The sequence below is a fragment of the Niallia oryzisoli genome, assembly GCF_036670025.1.
GTDB classification, from domain to species: Bacteria; Bacillota; Bacilli; order Bacillales; family Cytobacillaceae; genus Bacillus_BD; species Bacillus_BD oryzisoli.
In genome coordinates, this window is record NZ_CP137640.1 from 4383516 (window position 1) to 4402099 (window position 18584).

The 18584-nt window shown below is 36.1% G+C and carries 19 protein-coding genes and 1 other RNA gene; 8 read left to right on the top strand and 12 right to left on the bottom strand.

The genetic code is table 11. The features are described 5' to 3' along the window. Positions 1 to 683: 683 nt before the first annotated feature. Positions 684 to 1028, top strand: a complete 345-nt coding sequence (locus R4Z09_RS21975; protein WP_338448862.1) for a hypothetical protein — start codon at positions 684 to 686, stop codon at positions 1026 to 1028. 93 nt (positions 1029 to 1121) lie between these two features. Here R4Z09_RS21975 and ssrS read toward each other — a convergent pair. From ssrS to R4Z09_RS22000, 5 genes are all read right to left on the bottom strand, one after another. Then, a non-coding RNA gene (gene ssrS, locus R4Z09_RS21980) (6S RNA) lies at positions 1122 to 1317 on the bottom strand. A 114-nt stretch (positions 1318 to 1431) separates the two neighbouring features. Continuing rightward, positions 1432 to 2298 carry a YitT family protein gene (locus R4Z09_RS21985; RefSeq protein WP_338448863.1) on the bottom strand — a complete coding sequence of 289 codons (867 nt, stop codon included), beginning with the start codon at positions 2296 to 2298 and terminating at the stop codon, positions 1432 to 1434. A 157-nt stretch (positions 2299 to 2455) separates the two neighbouring features. After that, positions 2456 to 3304: an extradiol ring-cleavage dioxygenase gene (locus R4Z09_RS21990; RefSeq protein WP_338448864.1), complete on the bottom strand. Its 849-nt coding sequence runs from the start codon at positions 3302 to 3304 to the stop codon at positions 2456 to 2458. A 223-nt stretch (positions 3305 to 3527) separates the two neighbouring features. After that, a complete protein-coding gene (locus R4Z09_RS21995) occupies positions 3528 to 4475 on the bottom strand; it encodes an amidohydrolase family protein (protein WP_338448865.1) in 948 nt (315 codons plus the stop codon). A gap of 296 nt (positions 4476 to 4771) precedes the next feature. Further along, entirely contained in the window at positions 4772 to 5962 is a 1191-nt protein-coding gene (locus R4Z09_RS22000; protein ID WP_338448866.1) for a MalY/PatB family protein, read from the bottom strand. Between the two features lie 257 nt (positions 5963 to 6219). On the opposite strand from R4Z09_RS22000, the gene acsA reads away from it, so the two are divergent. After that, a complete protein-coding gene (acsA, locus tag R4Z09_RS22005; RefSeq protein ID WP_338448867.1) occupies positions 6220 to 7938 on the top strand; it encodes an acetate--CoA ligase in 1719 nt (572 codons plus the stop codon). A 69-nt stretch (positions 7939 to 8007) separates the two neighbouring features. Here acsA and R4Z09_RS22010 read toward each other — a convergent pair whose 3' ends face one another. Beyond that, the gene (locus tag R4Z09_RS22010; protein ID WP_338448868.1) at positions 8008 to 8940 is read right to left on the bottom strand and encodes a D-2-hydroxyacid dehydrogenase; all 933 of its coding nucleotides are present in this window, start codon (positions 8938 to 8940) and stop codon (positions 8008 to 8010) included. 31 nt (positions 8941 to 8971) lie between these two features. After that, the gene (locus R4Z09_RS22015) at positions 8972 to 9760 is read right to left on the bottom strand and encodes an HAD family hydrolase (protein WP_338448869.1); all 789 of its coding nucleotides are present in this window, start codon (positions 9758 to 9760) and stop codon (positions 8972 to 8974) included. 191 nt (positions 9761 to 9951) lie between these two features. Here R4Z09_RS22015 and R4Z09_RS22020 point away from each other — a divergent pair, with 191 nt between their 5' ends. Next, complete coding sequence (locus R4Z09_RS22020) at positions 9952 to 11136, top strand: glycoside hydrolase family 18 protein (protein WP_338448870.1); 1185 nt, start codon at positions 9952 to 9954, stop codon at positions 11134 to 11136. Positions 11137 to 11368: 232 nt separating this feature from the next. Beyond that, positions 11369 to 11497, top strand: a complete 129-nt coding sequence (locus R4Z09_RS22025; RefSeq protein WP_338448871.1) for a hypothetical protein — start codon at positions 11369 to 11371, stop codon at positions 11495 to 11497. Positions 11498 to 11527: 30 nt separating this feature from the next. Here the strand turns inward: R4Z09_RS22025 and R4Z09_RS22030 are convergent, their stop codons facing one another. Next, entirely contained in the window at positions 11528 to 12109 is a 582-nt protein-coding gene (locus R4Z09_RS22030) for a DUF1836 domain-containing protein (RefSeq protein ID WP_338448872.1), read from the bottom strand. Between the two features lie 154 nt (positions 12110 to 12263). Here R4Z09_RS22030 and trhA point away from each other — a divergent pair, with 154 nt between their 5' ends. Next, the gene (gene trhA, locus R4Z09_RS22035; RefSeq protein WP_338448873.1) at positions 12264 to 12911 is read left to right on the top strand and encodes a PAQR family membrane homeostasis protein TrhA; all 648 of its coding nucleotides are present in this window, start codon (positions 12264 to 12266) and stop codon (positions 12909 to 12911) included. A 77-nt stretch (positions 12912 to 12988) separates the two neighbouring features. Here trhA and R4Z09_RS22040 read toward each other — a convergent pair whose 3' ends face one another. Together R4Z09_RS22040 and R4Z09_RS22045 are read right to left on the bottom strand one after the other, a co-directional pair. Beyond that, on the bottom strand, positions 12989 to 13486 hold the full coding sequence (locus tag R4Z09_RS22040; RefSeq protein WP_338448874.1) for a hypothetical protein: 498 nt from the start codon (positions 13484 to 13486) through the stop codon (positions 12989 to 12991). A gap of 185 nt (positions 13487 to 13671) precedes the next feature. Beyond that, a complete protein-coding gene (locus tag R4Z09_RS22045) occupies positions 13672 to 13899 on the bottom strand; it encodes a DUF2187 family protein (RefSeq protein ID WP_338448875.1) in 228 nt (75 codons plus the stop codon). Positions 13900 to 14289: 390 nt separating this feature from the next. Here R4Z09_RS22045 and R4Z09_RS22050 point away from each other — a divergent pair, with 390 nt between their 5' ends. Both R4Z09_RS22050 and R4Z09_RS22055 read left to right on the top strand, forming a co-directional pair. Further along, positions 14290 to 14463, top strand: coding sequence for a hypothetical protein (locus tag R4Z09_RS22050; protein ID WP_338448876.1), 174 nt, complete (start codon positions 14290 to 14292; stop codon positions 14461 to 14463). A gap of 86 nt (positions 14464 to 14549) precedes the next feature. Then, positions 14550 to 15797: an NAD(P)-dependent malic enzyme gene (locus R4Z09_RS22055; protein WP_338448877.1), complete on the top strand. Its 1248-nt coding sequence runs from the start codon at positions 14550 to 14552 to the stop codon at positions 15795 to 15797. 54 nt (positions 15798 to 15851) lie between these two features. Here the strand turns inward: R4Z09_RS22055 and brnQ are convergent, their stop codons facing one another. Next, positions 15852 to 17207, bottom strand: coding sequence for a branched-chain amino acid transport system II carrier protein (brnQ, locus tag R4Z09_RS22060; protein ID WP_338448878.1), 1356 nt, complete (start codon positions 17205 to 17207; stop codon positions 15852 to 15854). Between the two features lie 383 nt (positions 17208 to 17590). Here brnQ and R4Z09_RS22065 point away from each other — a divergent pair, with 383 nt between their 5' ends. Further along, positions 17591 to 18256 carry a GntR family transcriptional regulator gene (locus tag R4Z09_RS22065; protein WP_338448879.1) on the top strand — a complete coding sequence of 222 codons (666 nt, stop codon included), beginning with the start codon at positions 17591 to 17593 and terminating at the stop codon, positions 18254 to 18256. 142 nt (positions 18257 to 18398) lie between these two features. On the opposite strand, the gene R4Z09_RS22070 is transcribed toward R4Z09_RS22065, so the two are convergent. Next, positions 18399 to 18530, bottom strand: a complete 132-nt coding sequence (locus R4Z09_RS22070) for a DUF3934 family protein (protein WP_338448880.1) — start codon at positions 18528 to 18530, stop codon at positions 18399 to 18401. Between the last annotated feature and the right edge of the window lie 54 nt (positions 18531 to 18584).

Below are 18584 nucleotides of genomic sequence, written 5' to 3' on the forward strand. Positions count from 1 at the left end.
TTACCTATCAAAAGCTTTATCATAGGATACTAATTCATATTGTTCGAAGGTTTGATATTTTACTGTATTCATTTAGCAGATTAGAGACTGAATCGTGATTAAATCTTTTCCCTGCCTAAATTCAGTATTAATAGATTCGAGAAGATTTATTTTTATCCCTGCAAGCCAAAAGTCCTAATCTAAAGCACATAAACCGCACAGAACCTCCATAAGATTTTTTTTGACAAATAATATTGTCGTGTTGTTTGGAAAAATGTAAGTTTCCTTCCGAATGCTCCCGTAATTTCTTGTAAAGTTTTTTTGTATTATATATACATCCATTCATCGCATTTACTTTTCATATATTTCATTTTTTTACATCTTTATTAAAATTTTTTTTGATCCAATCGTTCGACAAAAAATGAAGAAAGTCTCCTTTATAATGTATGAGTGTTGATAGAAAATTTGACCATACATAAGTAAACATGATGAAAGTATAGTCTTAGCAGCGGATATTGAAAACAGTCCACAAAAATAGAGAAAGAGGATCTACTATGGAAACTTTAATCTATGTAAGCATGTATGCAATGGTTGCACTAAGTTCCCTATGGCTGATAAACCTTGTCTTTGACCAATTTATCAATTAACCAAATCATTTACTTCATATATAAATAGAACAAAAGTTTAAAGAAAGGAGAGAATTGATGTTTGACGAGACCATCATCATAGAAGAGAAGGAAAGAAAATTAGCAGAGTTTTTAGAGGCAAATACGACAGAGGATGTGTTGATGGAAGTTCAGGAATACATTCCTTCCCTTCATCCGAAATCAAAGGTGATCCGTAAATTGAAGGAAATGAAACTTCCCCAGCCTGTGATTAACACCTTAATTTACTTTGTACTGGCAACAAATAAACAGACATTTGCAACGACGAAACTAATGACACTCGCTGATTTATGCAGAAAAAATAATATTAGTAGTGCCCAATCAGCTATTACATTTTTTAAACAGTATTATTATGTTTTCCATACACAAATAAGTCGACAATAGTGAATGGCATCCATAACACTATTTCGGCCTATTTGCTTGTTTTTTATCAAAAATAAAAACCAGCCCCCGATTGGAAACTGGTTTACAAATACATGGTTAGCCGCCTTTGTCGTAAACAGGTATAAGAAAGTTTTAAACCACCACTCCTCAAAGTGGGTGTTTGCAGAAACAATCCTGCATGTCCTCCTTGTCATATAGACAGAGGCCTGGCATTCCTGTTTCGATTTAAACTCCCTATAACAGCTTAAAGGTTAAAACTTTATTATGGTTACGAGCAATGCAGCTTGTGTTCTTATAGTAATCCATCTCTATATCGAATTCAATGGTATTTTTATCCCGCGACACGAAATAGTTCAATAGACCTCATTTTTATTTACCATACCTGCTTTATGAAAGATCTAGGTCATAGGCTTTTCCAATTTTTCGCGATTTTAGTCTTGTCAGCTTTATAGCCTCTGCCCATCACTTCATGAACATGGTGGATGGTTACATAGGCATTCTCATCAATTTTTTTAATTGTTTTCTGAAGCTGAACAAGCTCCTGTTTATTAATTACAATATAGAGCACCTCTTTATCTGCCCCTGTGTACCCACCTTTCCCATCGAGAACGGTCAGTCCTCTTGACATGCTGTTAGTAATGCTGAAAAGAATTCTTTGTGGTTGATTTGAAATAATGATAACGGCAACACGTTCATCCAACCCATCTACGATAAAATCGATTGCTTTTGCACCTACCCAAACAACAACAAGCGTATACATAGCTTTTTCAATTCCAATAATAAAAATGGAACCAACTACAACGACAACGTCCATCACCAATATGCCTTTTCCAATACTCCATCCTAATACTTGATGAGCAATTCTTGCTAACACGGTTGTGCCGCCCGAAGTTCCGCCTGCACGAAAAATAATCCCTATTCCTATACCGACCAATAATCCAGCAAAAATAGAGGCAAGGAACGTATCCATCGTCAATACATTTCCTGTTTCGTTTGTTAAATGCAAAAAGAATGATGAAGCAGCAATGGAAAATAACGTATAAAAAATCGTTCTTTTATCAAAAAACTTATATCCGAGCAAAAAAAGAATGGTATTCAATAGAAAGTTCAGCATCCCTGCCGACCAGCCAAACACATAGTGTGCAATAAGGGTAAGACCGATAACGCCTCCTTCTGACAACATATTCGGAATTGTGAAAAAATTAATTCCAATCGAGAAAATAAAGGAGCCTAGTAATATTAATACTACATCATAAAGTGTTTTCTTCATTACATACTCTTCCTTAAGTCTAGTATTGTTCCATGATAATTTTATTCTATCACTCTTCATTTGTTTAGAACAAAATAAAAAAACGTATCTTCATACATTAAAAAAACAAAAACAGCTGGCTGACAGATATGAAATCCCCCAACCAGCTGTTTTATTATTATTTTACATATTCCTCTTTTGAATTTTCCTGTTCTCCAGAAACTTTTGTTTTCGTAAACGTGATTAATGGATTCCAGCTGCCGGAAGATTGTGCATCTGCATAATAAACTGGTTTCCAATCCTCATCAATAATACCAAATAACATCGCTAAATGACGGCCGCCTGATTCAACTTTAGCCATGCTTGAGAACTGTGGCAGCATATCATAGGCTGAACGATAGTCTTTATTCATAACAAAATCGACAAACTGCTTATCCATGGCATGTTCAGCCAGTGTCGGCATATGATGTCTGCCTCGGACTAAGTTATGTGCTAAGGCACCGCTGGCAACAAAGACTACTTTTTTATCGGATTCACGTAAAACCTTTGCAATTACTTGACCCCATTTATAGGTTTCGTCAAGATTTGCAGCCAGTGTGACAGATAGATTAATAACTGGAATGTCTTCATTTGGAACAAGATATCGCAAAGGAACAACAGTGCCATAATCCCAAACAAAATGTTCATCATAAACTCCTTCGATTGGAAGACCAGCATCCTTTCCTGCTTGAACTAATTCATTAGCTAAATCTTCATCACCTGGATAAAAGTACGGAACATCCTTAATTAAGTCCGGTGCCTCTTGTGCAGTAAGGAATCCTTTATGTACAGGATAACAATCTACATAGTGTGCGAATGTTGACGGCCAGTGACAAGAAACTAACACAATGGCATCAGGTCCAATTTGAGCAATTTCCTTTGCAACTTCCTTTAATCCAGCAACAATTCCTTTTTGGAAATCTGGAGCTTGGTCTTCGTGACAAATACTTGGAACATGTGGTGTAATCATACTTAATTCAATTGTCATGATAATTCCTCCCTTTTCTATACCCCTTTAAATAAAGATAAAAATTATTTATATATTCTAAATATTTAATTCAATGTCTTTATGTTAACGTTTTCCTATCCTGCATACAAGACAGATATTACGCTATGCGGAACAAAGTGAAATTTTTCATTTTTATTGGATATACAAGAAACATCCCTAAAGAAAATCAGACGAAGAGATTTCTTTAGGGATGAAATGAATATTATTTCACTGCAAATTCAAGCAGGGATTGTGCCCCTTTATCACTAATCTCTTGTGGAGGCCATACACATAAATCAAATGGATAATCTGATCCAGCCACAACCCGATCTTCTCCAACCATTTTGACAAGAAACTCAAGACTGCTAGGATTCCAAAGAACGGTATCATACCAAAAACGTTTTAAATACTCTGAAGGTGGTGCTTGTAAATTAGCAGCTACTAAATCCCATTTTTCATAGCCCTTATCTAAGCGCCCTATTTGGTATGGAAGCAGTCCACCCCCGTGAGCAAATAGAATTTTAACATTTGGGTATTTGTCGACAATTCCGCTGAGCAGTAAATCTGTTGCACAAACCGTTGTCTCCCACGGTACACCGATTAGATTCGGCATCATTCTTCTCTTTAAACGAGGATCTTCGCTTAGCAGCGGATGAATAAAAAGAATAGCTTTCAGCTTGTCCGCTTCTTCAAAAAATGGCTGGAAGAAGGAATCGGAAAGCATCTGCTGACCCAATCCAGGTCCGATAATGGCACCCTTAAGCCCAAGATTCATTGCTTCTCTTAGAATTTCAGCAGCTTTTAAAGGATTTGTTAATGGTATCGTTCCAAGAGCAGACATTTTTCCATTTGATTCTCTTACTAGATTAGCTAATGATTGGTTATATACCCTAGACATTTCAGTGCTTATTTCTAAAGGAAAATCATATAAAAACAGTTGCGGGATTGGAGAAACTAATGAGTGAGTTACCCCTGCTTTTTCTTGATCCGCTTTATAAACATCAAGATCAATAAAGGACTTTTTTAATTCGAAACCCCACTTTTGATTAATCGTGAGAAACTCCTCTTTATTATCTTCTTTCTTTACCCATTGAGCATTAACGCTCTTTTTATTGTCTTTAATCCAGCCTAAAACTTCTGTTGGGATAAAATGCGTATGAAAATCATGCATGGATATACACTCCTCTTTATTCGAAATTTTAAAATGTGTCTTAATATTGGGAAAATATCATATAAAAAGATATTATGTAAGGGATATGTATTTCTACTAACTTATTACTCCCTCTAGGTAAAACGATTAGAATAATAAATAGAAAATATTATTCTTATAAAACAAATATACATGAAAATAATCGTTTTGAAAAGATAATATATTCTAAAAATTTAAAAATGAATACCCTTTCCTAAAAAAATAAAAACAGATCCCTTTTATGGAACCTGCTTCTACTACTACTGGAAATTAAAGCATTAATGTAAATCTTCAAATTCCCTTGCAATTCTTTCAAATGCTTCTTTTATCATTGGTCTTGGAGACGGGATACAGATTCTTTGATATTCTAAGCCCTCTTTCCCAAACATTACGCCATCTTCAAGCAGCACATTCGCCCTGTCATAAATACGTTCATGAACTTCCTTTGGAGATATTCCATAACCGCTGAAGTCCATCCACATAACGTAGGTTCCTTCAGGAATTCGGACCTTTACTTTTGGCATCTTTTCCTTTAGGAACTGAACAACCCAGGCAATCGTACCATCAAGATATTCCTTTAATTGCTCCAACCACTCTTCCCCATCCCTGTAAACAGAAATTAGTGCTGCCACCGTAAATGGTGAAGCCGATTTCATACCAATGGCATCGCTGAATTTCTTTCTTAACTCTGGATTTGAAATAATCACATTTGTGCAATGCAGCCCGGCCAAATTAAACGTTTTGTTAATGGCCGTAAATGTAATAATATTGTCAATCTTATCGGCTACCTTCACAATCGGTGTAAAGGTCTGGTTACATCTGATAATGTCCCCATGAATTTCATCAGCTACAATGATGACATTATATTTTGCGCAGATATCTGACATTTTTTTCAGTTCATCCTGATTAAAGACTCTTCCTGTCGGATTATGCGGATTACATAGGACAAACATTTTCGTATTGTCATCTTTTGCTTTTGCCTCAAAATCTTCAAAGTCGATTGTGTAATAGCCCTCTTCATCACAAATTAGTCTATTATTTAAAAGTGTACGATCATTTTCAACGATCGCTCTTGTAAAAGGAGGGTACACAGGTCTTTGAATAATGATTCCGTCACCAGGATTCGTTAAGGCTTTGACCGCAATATTGGTTGCATATACAGTACCTGGACAATACACAATTTCTTCTTTTTGAATCTCCCAGTCATGTCTCTTTTTAAACCAATGCTGAATTGCCTCATAATATTCAGGAGGGAAAATAGAATAACCGAAGATTCGATGGTCAACTGTTTTATGTAAGGCTTGTATTAATGGTTCAGGAACAGGTAAATCCATGTCTGCCGTAAATAACGGCAAAGTTTCTTCATCATAACGATCCGTCAAACCCATGGCTTTAATCAAGTCTCCGCCATCCCACTTTACAGAATAAGTACCTCTGCGATTGACTATTTCATCAAAGTTATATTTCATCATCATTCACCCTTTCATTATTCTTTCTTAAAAGCATAAAACCTAGCCCTTAAATTGTAACAAAGAGAACCTTAAACGAAAAATTTTCTGTTCTAGTCTGCATATATTCTAGAATAGTGTCAAAAAAATGTTTTATATTGTGATTAATCGGAAATTTCCGAAAAATATTGGCAAATTTTGGAGTCTTTGTTATAATACAAACTATATTAATTTATCTGTTACATAACATTATTGCAAGATAATAAGGAGGGTTTTTGATGACAAACACGTTAAAAGAACAGATTGAAATGATTGACACAGCTGCAAATCTCGGTAACTATGAGAAAGCAGTACAAGAAATGGATTGGAAAAATGTTGAACAGAATTTTACTTGGTCAAAAACTGGCAAAGTCAATATGGTATATGAAGCAATCGATCGTCATGTAGATGAAGGAAAAGGAGATAAAAAGGCTTTTATTTACTGTGACTCGAACCATGAGGAAGAATATACATTTTCTGACTTGAAAGCGTTATCATGCCAATTCGCTAATGGTTTACGTTCAAAAGGCATTGAAAAAGGTGACAGGGTTTTCATCTTTATGCCTCGCAGTCCTGAGCTGTATATATCCATGCTTGGAATTATCAGAATTGGGGCAATTGCTGGACCAATGTTCGAGGCATTTATGGAAGAAGCGGTTAAAGACCGGTTATTAGACAGCGGTGCTAAAGCGGTAGTGACAACTCCTGCACTTCTTGAACGAATCCCAGTAAACGAATTACCAGATTTACAATATATTATTTTAGTTGGTGCTGACGAAGCAGCCGAGCCGTATCAGCTTTTATTTACAGACTTAATGCAAAGCTCTGATGAATATACAATTGAATGGGTGGACCGTGAAGCTGGAATGTTATTAATCTATACTTCCGGTTCAACAGGCAAGCCAAAAGGTGTTCTTCAAGTCCATGATGCCATGGTTCATCAATACCTTTCAGGAAAATGGGTATACGATTTAAAAGAGGATGATATTTATTGGTGTACAGCGGACCCGGGCTGGGTTACTGGAACATCTGCCGGAATGTGGTCTCCATGGCTTAACGGGGTGACCAATGTACTTCGCGGCGGACGCTTTGACGCTAATGAATGGTTTGAAACATTGGAAAAATATAAAGTAACAGTATGGTTTAGTGCACCGACTGCTTTACGTTTATTAAAGGGCAATACGGATGAGCTACCAAAGAAATATGATCTTTCAAACCTTCGCCATATGCTGTCAGCCGGCGAACCATTAAACCCTGAAGTTATTCGTTGGGGACTGGAAACGCTCAACTTACGTATTCACGATAACTGGTGGATGACGGAAACAGGTTCCGCAATCTGTGCTAACTTCCGCAGTAATCCAATCCGTCCAGGTTCAATGGGAAAACCATTACCAGGTATTGAAGTAAGCATTATTGATGATGAAGGAAATGAGCTGCCGCCAAACCATATGGGGAATTTAGCTATTAAACCAAAATGGCCGGCAATGGTTCGTACCATTTGGAATAACCCTGAACGCTACGATCAATATTTCTTAAAAGGATGGTTTGTAACAGGTGACTCTGCTTATAAGGATTCAGACGGTTACTTTTGGTTTGAAGGCCGCGTAGATGATGTGATTAACACATCAGGTGAGCGCGTTGGTCCTTTCGAGGTAGAAAGTAAGCTTGTTGAGCACCCTGCTGTTGCAGAGGCCGGTGTTATTGGCGTTCCAGATCCTGTTCGCGGCGAAGTCATTAAAGCCTTTATTACTTTGCGTTCAGGCTACACAGCAAGTGAGGAACTGCTTCTAGAAATCCGTAATTTTGTTAAAACAAATCTTGCCGCCCACGCAGCACCTCGGTTATTCGAAGTTCGTGAAACGATGCCGAAGACACGCTCAGGAAAAATCATGCGCCGCGTCCTAAAAGCATGGGAACTTGGTCTTCCAACAGGTGATTTATCAACAATGGAAGATTAATTAAAACTCATGTGGGGCTGTCCTAAAAGATACCAAACCTCCTTTAAGACAGCCCACTTTCTTTCTATATTAATATCCTTTATCAATATCAACTTTGTTAGTAAGCGACTTATTTTCCTCAATTTTTCTTAACGTATCAATAAAGCAATCCACCCCTTCACTAGGTGTTGTTACCGCTGAGATATGCGGTGTAATCCAAACATTTGGGTGCTCCCATAATTTGCTATCCTTTGGAAGCGGCTCATTGGTAAACACATCGAGAACAGCAAATCGCACTTGTTGATTTTCCAATGCCTGCAGTATAGCTGCTTCATTCAACGATGCGCCTCTCCCGACGTTAAAAAAACCAGCTTTAGATACCCTGCTAAAAAATGAATCATCAAAAAGACCTGCTGTTTTTTCCGTCAACGGCAACGTGTTAATGATGTAATCCATCTCATTAAGCCGTGCTTCATAGTTAGCTATGGCCATAACCTCTGTAAAAAACTCTTTTTCTTTTCCGCTTAATGACACACCATATACGTCTACACCTAAAAAAGAAAAAATCTTCGCCACCGTTTGGCCGATTTCGCCTGTACCGAAGATCATTACTTTTTGCTCGCTTAATAACCCCGGGGTCTTAGGCTGCCAATTTTTTTGACACTTATCCTGCTGAAATTGATCATGAAATTGAATATCCTTTAATATGTAGCTCAAACAATATTCAGCAATCCTTTGTCCAAAGGAACAAACAGTTCTTGTTAACAATACATTTTGCGGCCAATTTTTCTCGTACAAAAATCTGTCTACACCTGCTCCTAGGGAATGCACCCATTTTACATGACGAAAATCAAACAAAGATTTTAAGTTAAAAGCAACAAGTGCATCTGCCCATTTTAAATCTTGCTCTGTTACTTGATTGTCCGGAAGATAACGAAAATTCTTCTTTACTCCCTTTTCCGAAAGCAAGCTTTGTATCTCTTTATACATTGGGCTGACAACTAATATATTTGAAATCTCCATTCTTCACGCTCCAACAGACTGTATATAATTTTTATTTAACCAAACCTAAATTCTTCAAGCCATGATAAATACCGGAATCTGTTACAGATGCTGTTTTATGCTTGGCATATTGGAACAAATCAGGATTTGCATTCTCCATCGCAAAGCTTTCACCAACAGCCTGAAGCATCTCTTTATCATTCATTCCGTCCCCAAAAGCAATCGCCTGTGCCCGTGGAATTTGCAGATGATTAAGCAATTTTTTCACCGCTTCACCTTTATTTACATTTGTACGAATGACATCATAGGCATCCTTGCTGCCTTCTACATTAACCTGCGACAACCGGATGGTATCCTCAAATTCATATAGAGACGTCTGAGAAGGGTCTGTTACATTCAATACTGTTAGTCCTAAAATATGCTCAATAACCTCTTCTGTAAACAAAGTATTATTTTTCATTTGAAATGCTTTAAGAAAATGTTGAACCTTTGGATGATCCAGTGATGTAAGATAATTTTTTTCATTTGTAAATAGAATCAGCTCATGATTATGATCTTTAGCGATTTCTAACATTCTTTCAACCTGGTGTCTACTCATCGGTTCTTCGACAATGGTGTTATTTTGATAAACAGCCAGTGCACCATTTTGACCGATAAACGATTGAATATGTAATTCATCTGCCAGCTCTCTAACTTCATGAAGCGGCCGTCCCGTAGCAATAAAAACTTCAATCTCCTGCTCCAATATTTGAAGAATCGCTTCCCTCGTTAATTCCGTATAGGTATGATCCGGCTTTAATATCGTTCCATCAATGTCTAAAAAAAGCACTTTATATTCCATCTGGTACCCCTTTCATGGACATTCCCACTTTTACTTTCAATTGCCATTATTTCATATAATAGCTATTTCATAAACAAAACATAAAAACTTTCATAAAGTAGCATCACTGCTCCCTAACTTTTACCAGCTAAATTCTGTTTACTATTTTGCTATAATCATATGTATGGACTAGTTTAGGGAGGGATGTTTCTATGAGGATTCGTAATCTCCTACTATCTCTGATTATCATATTCACTTTTACCGGAGGTTTTTTTGCAGGAGTTTTATATTCTAATCATAAAGATGAGCAAGAGGCTGAAAATATAAAAACCCATCAACAATCGACACAATCAGTTAAAAATGAAAAAAATCAACAAAGGTCGAAACAAGAATCTGAGCAAAAACAGCAGACAGCAATCGAGGATTCTAAGGTGTTAATCGGCTATATGCAAGATTTTCGTGACCCTAACATAGTAAATTATGCAGATTTAACACATGTCATTTTTTCCTTTGCTCATCCTTTAAAGGACGGCAGTCTGATATTTAATGGTGATACAGCTTTAAATAATTTACGGTCAATCGTGTCAAAAGCACACGAGCAGAATACAAAGGTGATGCTGGCGGTAGGTGGATGGTTTCACATATACAGCGGCGAATCTTATCCCTATTTTAAAGAAGCCATTTCAAATCCGGATTCCCGTAAAAAGCTGGTTACTGAACTTGCTGGTATAGCCGAGCGGGAAAAGCTTGATGGTATCGATATCGATTTTGAACATCCTCGTACAACGGAAGATGCACAAAACTTAGCTGTCTTTACTCAAGAATTAGGGGAATTACTTCACAGTAAAAATAAAGAATTATCGATTGCAGTCAATGCAAAAGTTCATAGTGTGACCGGAACTGAAATTACCAATGTTGTATATGAACCACAAATGTTTAATTATGTGGACCATGTTAATATCATGGCATATGATGGACAGTGGGACGGCGGATACAATGCAGCCAATTTGGCACCCTATCATCATATCGAAAATATTGTCGGCTATTGGTCACGTCTTTTTGACAGCCATCAGATTGCTAAAGAGAAACTTGTTCTGGGCGTGCCTTTTTATGCGCAGCCAGAGGATCCAAATGTAAATCAATTATCCTATGCAGCCATCATCAATAGTAACCCGGAAAATGCTGAACAGGATACTGTTGTTATGAATGGAACAACCTACTATTACAATGGAGTTGAAACGGTTCAAAAGAAAACGGAATTAGCATTGGACAATGGCTTCGGCGGTATGATGCTATGGGAAGCTGGTCATGATGCGAATGGAGCCGATAGTTTAACTGCTGCTATTTCAGACTTCTTAGATGAGAAGCCAGAATATACACTACGGTCTAATAACTAACATTAAAGAGAGGACTTCCCTCTCTTTTAATTTTCTCTATTATTCTTTTATGTATAACCATTATTATATTCAAAAAATTAAATATAGAAAAATCAAGAATAATTACAAAGCTACTCATCCATAATAAGTTCAGCTACTTTTGAATATGGAAAGTTCACAAAAGCAGCCAAAACGATTATCGTTATTTAACGAGTATCAATCAGTTTCTGTATACATAAGAAGGAGGATTATTATGACTAACAAAAATAACAACCGTAATCAGCCACATACTGGAAGCAGTGATACTGAATTCGGCGCGGAGGCAGGTTTAAGTAAAAAGGCCAGAAAAAAAGCAGCAAGAGAAAATAAGAAAAGCAAATAAAAAAAGACGATTAACCATCATTTGATATGGTTAATCGTCTTTTTTCTCATGTACAATCTGATCCACTAACCTTTCTGCAGCTCTTTTATATAGATTACTTATATTTACCAAAGATGAGATTAATAACACCTTCTCCAAATAGTCAGCATCATTATCTTCCATCTTTTTCACTTTATCAGAGGCTTCCACTGCTTTTAGCTGGATGTCGTCTTTAAATTGTTGAGCATTTTTTTGCGATAAATCAAGATAGCTGCTATAAAAATAATCTAAATCCATATCCCCTTCCTCAACCTTTTTATTGATCCCGTCCAATGTCGACTTTATATCGTTAATGGAAAGTACTCCTTTTAACTGATAAATAAGACTTATTAATATAAGGTGCTCTTTTGAGTACTTCTTATTTTTAATCGGAAATAACAACTTACCCTTTGCATAATTGTTGATCATTGTTTTCGTTAATACCTTAACACCAGGATCTCTCTTTGTACTGTTATACTTACTTTCGAATAATTGAATGACTTGATCCATATACAAGTCAATATTCGGTATATCCTCTAATATTATGTGATTCTCCAGACCGAGCTGATCGATCAAATGCTTGATATTTTCCATAACAAACCTCAATTTCCATTCTATACTTTTATAATTCATTTACATATTAAATATTACATCAATTACCTACGAAAGTAAATCTTGACTATATATCATCATATATATATTATTATATATAGTTATAAAAACTACTTATTGTTACAGGAGGATTCAAATGGGAAATTATATTCGTGAGCCGATAAACGGTCTAACTCATTTAGCTGGAGCAATTCTGTCCTTTATTGCTTTACTGGCAATGGTGGTCAAAGCCTCACTGACAAATGGTTCACCTCTCGCTATTTTAGCTGTCATTCTTTTTGGGATTAGTATGATCCTTCTTTATTCGGCATCTGCAACCTACCACATGGTTATCGCAAAAGATAAGGTGATTACGTTTTTAAGAAAACTAGATCACTCCATGATTTTCATTTTAATTGCGGGGACCTATGCACCTTTTTGTCTGATCAGCTTAAAAGGAGTACTTGGCTTGGTGCTTTTCTCCATTATTTGTGCTGTAGCGATTTGTGGAGTTATTTTTAAAATGGTCTGGTTTCACTGTCCTAGATGGCTATCTACCGTACTATATATTGCAATGGGCTGGATGGTTATAATCGTCATTTCACCATTATCTCAGAATATGAATACAGCCGGATTGTATCTATTACTGATTGGCGGAATTCTATATACCATCGGTGGAATTATTTATGGGGTAAAACCTAAGATCCTTCAATATAAACATTTAGGTTTCCACGAAATTTTCCATATGTTCATCCTATTTGGAAGCTGCGCACATTTCTTATCCGTATTTTTATATGTTATTTAAAAAACTGTTATTTAATAGATTTGTCGAAGTAAGAAAAAACAGCAGCTGAAAATGAAATCTTTCTCAGCTGCTTTTATTTATAAAGCATCAATTTTTGGAGGACAGGCTTTTCTTACAAGCTGCCCCCCATCATAATACTTCCCATACTTCTTTAGAATACCTGCAGCTTCTACTTGTGAAGGAATGCTGCCATTTAGCGAATATGTCAGGTAATAGGTTTTCGTACTTTTGCGATGAATAACCCAGGTGAAAAACTTCATGGCAAAACCATGAAAACCATTATTGCGAAACTTGGACATTGACTTTCCATCCCATACTGTGATGGTTTGCCCGATTCCTTTACGATTCTTTAATTCCCCTTGAAGTTCAGCATAAAGAAGTCCCGGAGTCCGTTTCATTTGACTCATAACCAAGAGAGTTAACAGTTGGTTGATAAATAACTGCAATAGGTTCAATCCTTCTCCCCTCGTCAGTGAGATAAATGCCCTTTCCGGGAGCTGTTCCGGCCTCTCCCCTAATCTTAATAGACCTTTTCCTTCCTGATCCCTTGTTGTATTCCATGTCTTTTTTTCCATTGAATCCCTCCAGCCTGTTATCCATTAAAATAAGTATTCGCTGAAGAAAGTACTTATTCAATCAAAAATATCGGATGGAAGTCTCTTACGTGCTATCGCTTTAAATAGATTCTACCAACCGTAAAAAACAAAATGCGCTTCTACTTAATTTGTAGAAGCGCATTAACGTTCATATGTATGCTCATTTACTTTGCCTTTTTATAATTTTTATGGTTGACTACCGTTTTAATTGGTTCATCTGTTTTTGAATTTGTCCCAATTTCTACAATAACTGAATTTTCGCGGCTTACAATGACTATCCCCTTTTTCCCTTTCATAGGACCTTTTTTAATCTCTATCGTATCACCTTCGGTTGCTTTATTGATGACAACTTCTTCATTTTTATCTTTGCTTACTTCTTTTTCATCTGCCATTTTAAATACTCCTTTATACCTTTTGATTTGCATATATGGACTTTCTACTAATTATAAATAGAATTCTTAAGTATATGATAAAGTCCATTTTACATCATTTTCAATTCCAAATGTCTGTTTTAGTATTACCCTTTTTTCGACAATAAATAGCAATTTCGAGTCGTAAATGCAAAGAATAATGGTCATTTAATAAAAATCAAAGAGAATTTTTTTAATTATTAAATAAAAAACAAGATAATTTTTATAGAAAAGCGCGATAAAAATAGAATTTTTTTGTAATCTTTTGACTTCTTTTGTAGAAAGTATTTTAAATTCAGTTCAGCCTGTTATAATAACTTGTGTTAACAGGTATTAAGCAAAAAAAAAGTAAAAGGGAGAATTGATCTTAAAATGGAAGAAGTTATGATGTGGGTAATCACCGCCTATCAAGAGGAAGAAACAAAAATTTATGAATTCAAAACAGAAAAAGAAGCAAAAGAAGCGTTCAAGAGCATTCAAGGTTACAAGATACTTACCGAGGTGATTTCCTTCTACAACCGCTCAGTTAAACTAGTTGCAGTTTAAGATCTTTTCTAAGAGTCACAGCATCACGATTTACTTTTTACTAATTTATTAATTAATGATATTATCCCAAAGGAGAGACAATTGAAATGTCAACGTTACGTGAAAAAGCATTAAGGTTACACAAAGAAAATAGAGGAAAGCTGGGTGTTCACTCAAAGGTTACAGTAAGAAATGCACATGATTTAAGCCTAGCCTATTCCCCCGGTGTAGCCGAACCATGCTTGGACATCTTTGAAGATGACAGCAAAGCATATGATTACACAATGAAAGGGAATCTAGTTGCTGTTGTTTCAAACGGAACAGCTGTACTAGGTCTTGGAAATATAGGTCCAAAAGCTGCTATGCCTGTAATGGAAGGAAAAGCACTATTATTTAAATCTTTTGCAGATGTTGATGCATTTCCAATCTGCTTAGATACAACGGACCCAGACAAGATTGTTGAGACTGTAAAATTATTGGAACCGACTTTTGGCGGTGTAAACTTAGAAGATATCGCTGCACCACAATGCTTTGAAATCGAGGAAAGACTTAAGGAAATTTGTAATATTCCAGTTTTCCATGATGATCAACATGGTACAGCAATTGTAACTGCTGCGGGATTAATAAATGCTTTAAAACTTGTTGACAAAAAGCTTGAAGACATCCGTGTTGTAGCAAACGGTGCCGGTTCAGCAGGTGTTGCAATCGTTAAACTGTTACTAAACATGGGTGTAAAGGATGTTATTTTATGTGATACAAAGGGCATCATCTATGAAGGACGTCCATTCGGAATGAATCCATTTAAAGAAGAATTAGCCCGTATCACGAATAAGGAGCAAAAACAAGGTACATTAGCAGATGCTCTTGTGGGAGCAGATGTGTTTATCGGCGTTTCAGCTCCAGGTGTAGTGACAAAAGAAATGGTTCAGTCGATGAATACAAAGTCTATCATCTTTGCAATGGCTAATCCGATTCCGGAAATTATGCCGGAAGAAGCAAAGGAAGCGGGTGCCTTTGTCGTTGGGACTGGCCGTTCAGATTTTCCGAACCAAGTGAATAACGTTCTCGCATTCCCAGGTATTTTCCGTGGTGCTTTAGAAGTTCATGCGAAGGAAATAAACGAGGAAATGAAAGTAGCAGCTGTTAATGCCATAGCGGGATTAATTACAGAAGTAGAACTACACGCTAATTACGTAATTCCAGATCCATTTGATCCAAGAGTGGCAGCTCATGTTGCGGAAGCAGTAGCTAAGGCTGCAATGGAAACAGGAGTTGCGCAAAGAAAAATAAATGCTGAGAAAATTAAGGAAGAGCTTTTATCCTTAGCTAAGGAAAAAGAAACTGCTTTAATCTAAAATCTCAAAGAAAAAAGGTCCACAGATCAATTGATCTGTGGACCTTTTTTCTTATTATACTGCTTCTTTGTTTTCTATCGGAGCAGATTCTAGATCACTCTTTATTACCTTACTAATCACAAAACCAATTACTGCACCAAGGATTGCTGGTACAATCCAGCCTAAACCTTGACCATATAATGGCAGGATATTGGCAAATAGTTCATTGATTGGAGCAAAGCTGATTCCAGCTGCATTCAATCCATCAAATAAAGCTACGATAAATGTTAATCCCATACTCCATTGATACACTTCTTTTCTTCCTTTAAAGAAGTTGTGTAAGAATGTTAGAGCCATTAAACAAACAGCTAATGGATAAATTGCTACTAACACAGGAACTGAAATCGCAATTAGTTGACTTAAGCCGAAGTTCGCGAAAACTGTACTAAAAACGGAAAAGATAATGGCAAATTTCGTGTAAGAGATGCTTGGCCATAATTTATTGAAATAAGTTGCACATGATGTGATAAGACCAATACTTGTTGTTAAACAAGCACCAAATACAATTAGGCTTAGCAAAATACCGCCATATGAACCAAAGTAATGATTTGCTACACCCGATAGTACAGCGCCACCATTATCTAATAAGCCAAGATCTTCTACACTTGAAGCTCCGATAAACGTAAGTGAAGTGTAAATGATAGCTAGTAGTCCTGCTGCAATAAGTCCTGTCTTTGCAACGGCACTCATAATTTCTTTTCTCGTTGTTGCTCCTCTTTCCTTTACGGCATTGACAACAATGATACCGAAAACAAAGGCAGCGAGCGCATCCATCGTTAAGTAACCTTCCTTGAAGCCTTTATAAAATGAATCTGTTACATAATTTTCAGTAGGTGCTTGAAATACTCCCATTGGTTTCATAAAAGCTGTAATGATAAGAATAGCAATAAATAATAATAATAGCGGTGTTAATACTTTTCCTACGATATCAACGATTTTTTGAGATTTTAATGAAAAATAAAGTGTAATTCCGAAAAAGATAATTGAAAAGATTAATAATCCCATTGTAGTGTGTTCTTCAGCGATAAATGGTTTAACTCCCATTTCAAATGATACAGTACCTGTTCTTGGAATCGCAAATAATGGACCAATTGATAAATAAAGCACTACAGTAAAAGCAACTCCGAAAAATGGACTTACACGACTGGCCAATGATTGTAAATCACTTTTACCTGAATAACCTAACGCGATGACACCTAGTAATGGTAAACCTACACCCGTAACAATAAATCCAAAGTTAGCTGACCATAGATTGGAGCCAGCCGATTGACCTAGCATAGCCGGGAATATTAAGTTACCTGCTCCAAAGAATAAAGCGAATAGCATAAACCCAACCGCAATTAAATAAGAAAATGACATTTTTTGTTTCATTTTTCTCCCTCCCAAAAGTCTGTTATCCCGATGCATAAATGCATGTAATATAAGTAGGATGCTATTTAGATATATTCCCTACTTGTTTAGAAATGTAAAAAGAATGATACTAATATAATAAATTAGTTCTTATTAAAATTTTCAGATAACTTAACTTATAATAAGCTATTATTTGTTTTCCTCCTTTTTTTTAGAAGTATGTAATATATCAGTATACATACGATATCATACGCAAAATATTTATGCAATATATTACTTCAAAATAATGTCGATACATGCGATATATTGCATTTATATATTTTAATATATATAATAATATTATTAAAGAATACAAAATAGTATTTTACAAACAACTTATTTAAAGAACAAAGGGTGGGTTATACATGCCGATTCCAACAAATTTTTCTACTCCAACACGTGTTTCTGCAAAAGAACGTGCATTTTCTCAAATGCAAGAATGGATAATCGATGGTACGCTGAAGCCTCAAGAAAAATTACATGACGCAGATCTTGCACAAGCTTTAGGGGTAAGCAGAACACCTATTAGAGAGGCTCTACAATTATTAAATGTTCAAGGGTTCGTGGAAATGTTTCCTGGAGTTGGTACACAAGTGACTTCTGTTAAGAAAGAGGATATTACAAAGATTTTGCCTCCATTAGGTGCTCTCCAGGCACTGGCGGCAGAAATTGCTTCTCCCATAATTGATGATCAGACAATCAGTAAACTCCGCGAATTGAATTCAAGTTTTGCTCAAGCGATTCACCGTAAAGATTTTTATACAGCACTCAAATATGATGATCAATATCATAATTTGATTATTGAAACTGCGCAAAATTCTTACATTAAAAATGCAGTCTCAACTCTTCAAGCACATGTCATGAGACTTTTTCATCATCAATCCGTTATTTTAACAACTCAATCTATTGATGAACATGAAGCAATTATTGAAGCTTTCGAAAAGAGAGATCCTGAAACAGCCTCTAAAATGGCACGAATCAATTGGACTCGAGCAATTGACGAGTTTCTAGCTGAACAGAAATCAAAGTAATTGACGAAAAAAAGCTTGCAGAAAAAGAAGACTTTTTCTGCAAGCTTTTTTATGTTTCTGATAAATAGTTCATTTCACGGAGCAAATAATATGACAGAGGCACCTGTCATACATATTCCTGCCCCTAACCAAGAATAGTCTGCTACTTTCCACCATTTTTGGTTCCTTTACTTTTATATGGTTTTGCACTCTTTGCTTTATTTGCTCCAGCCTGCCATCGAGTCCAGCCTTTTTTTCCTGTTCCTCTGCCAGTACCGCCCTTACCCTTTGCCATTAGAAATCCACTCCACTTTCTTAAACTAGACAATGTCTTTCTCATATTAACTGA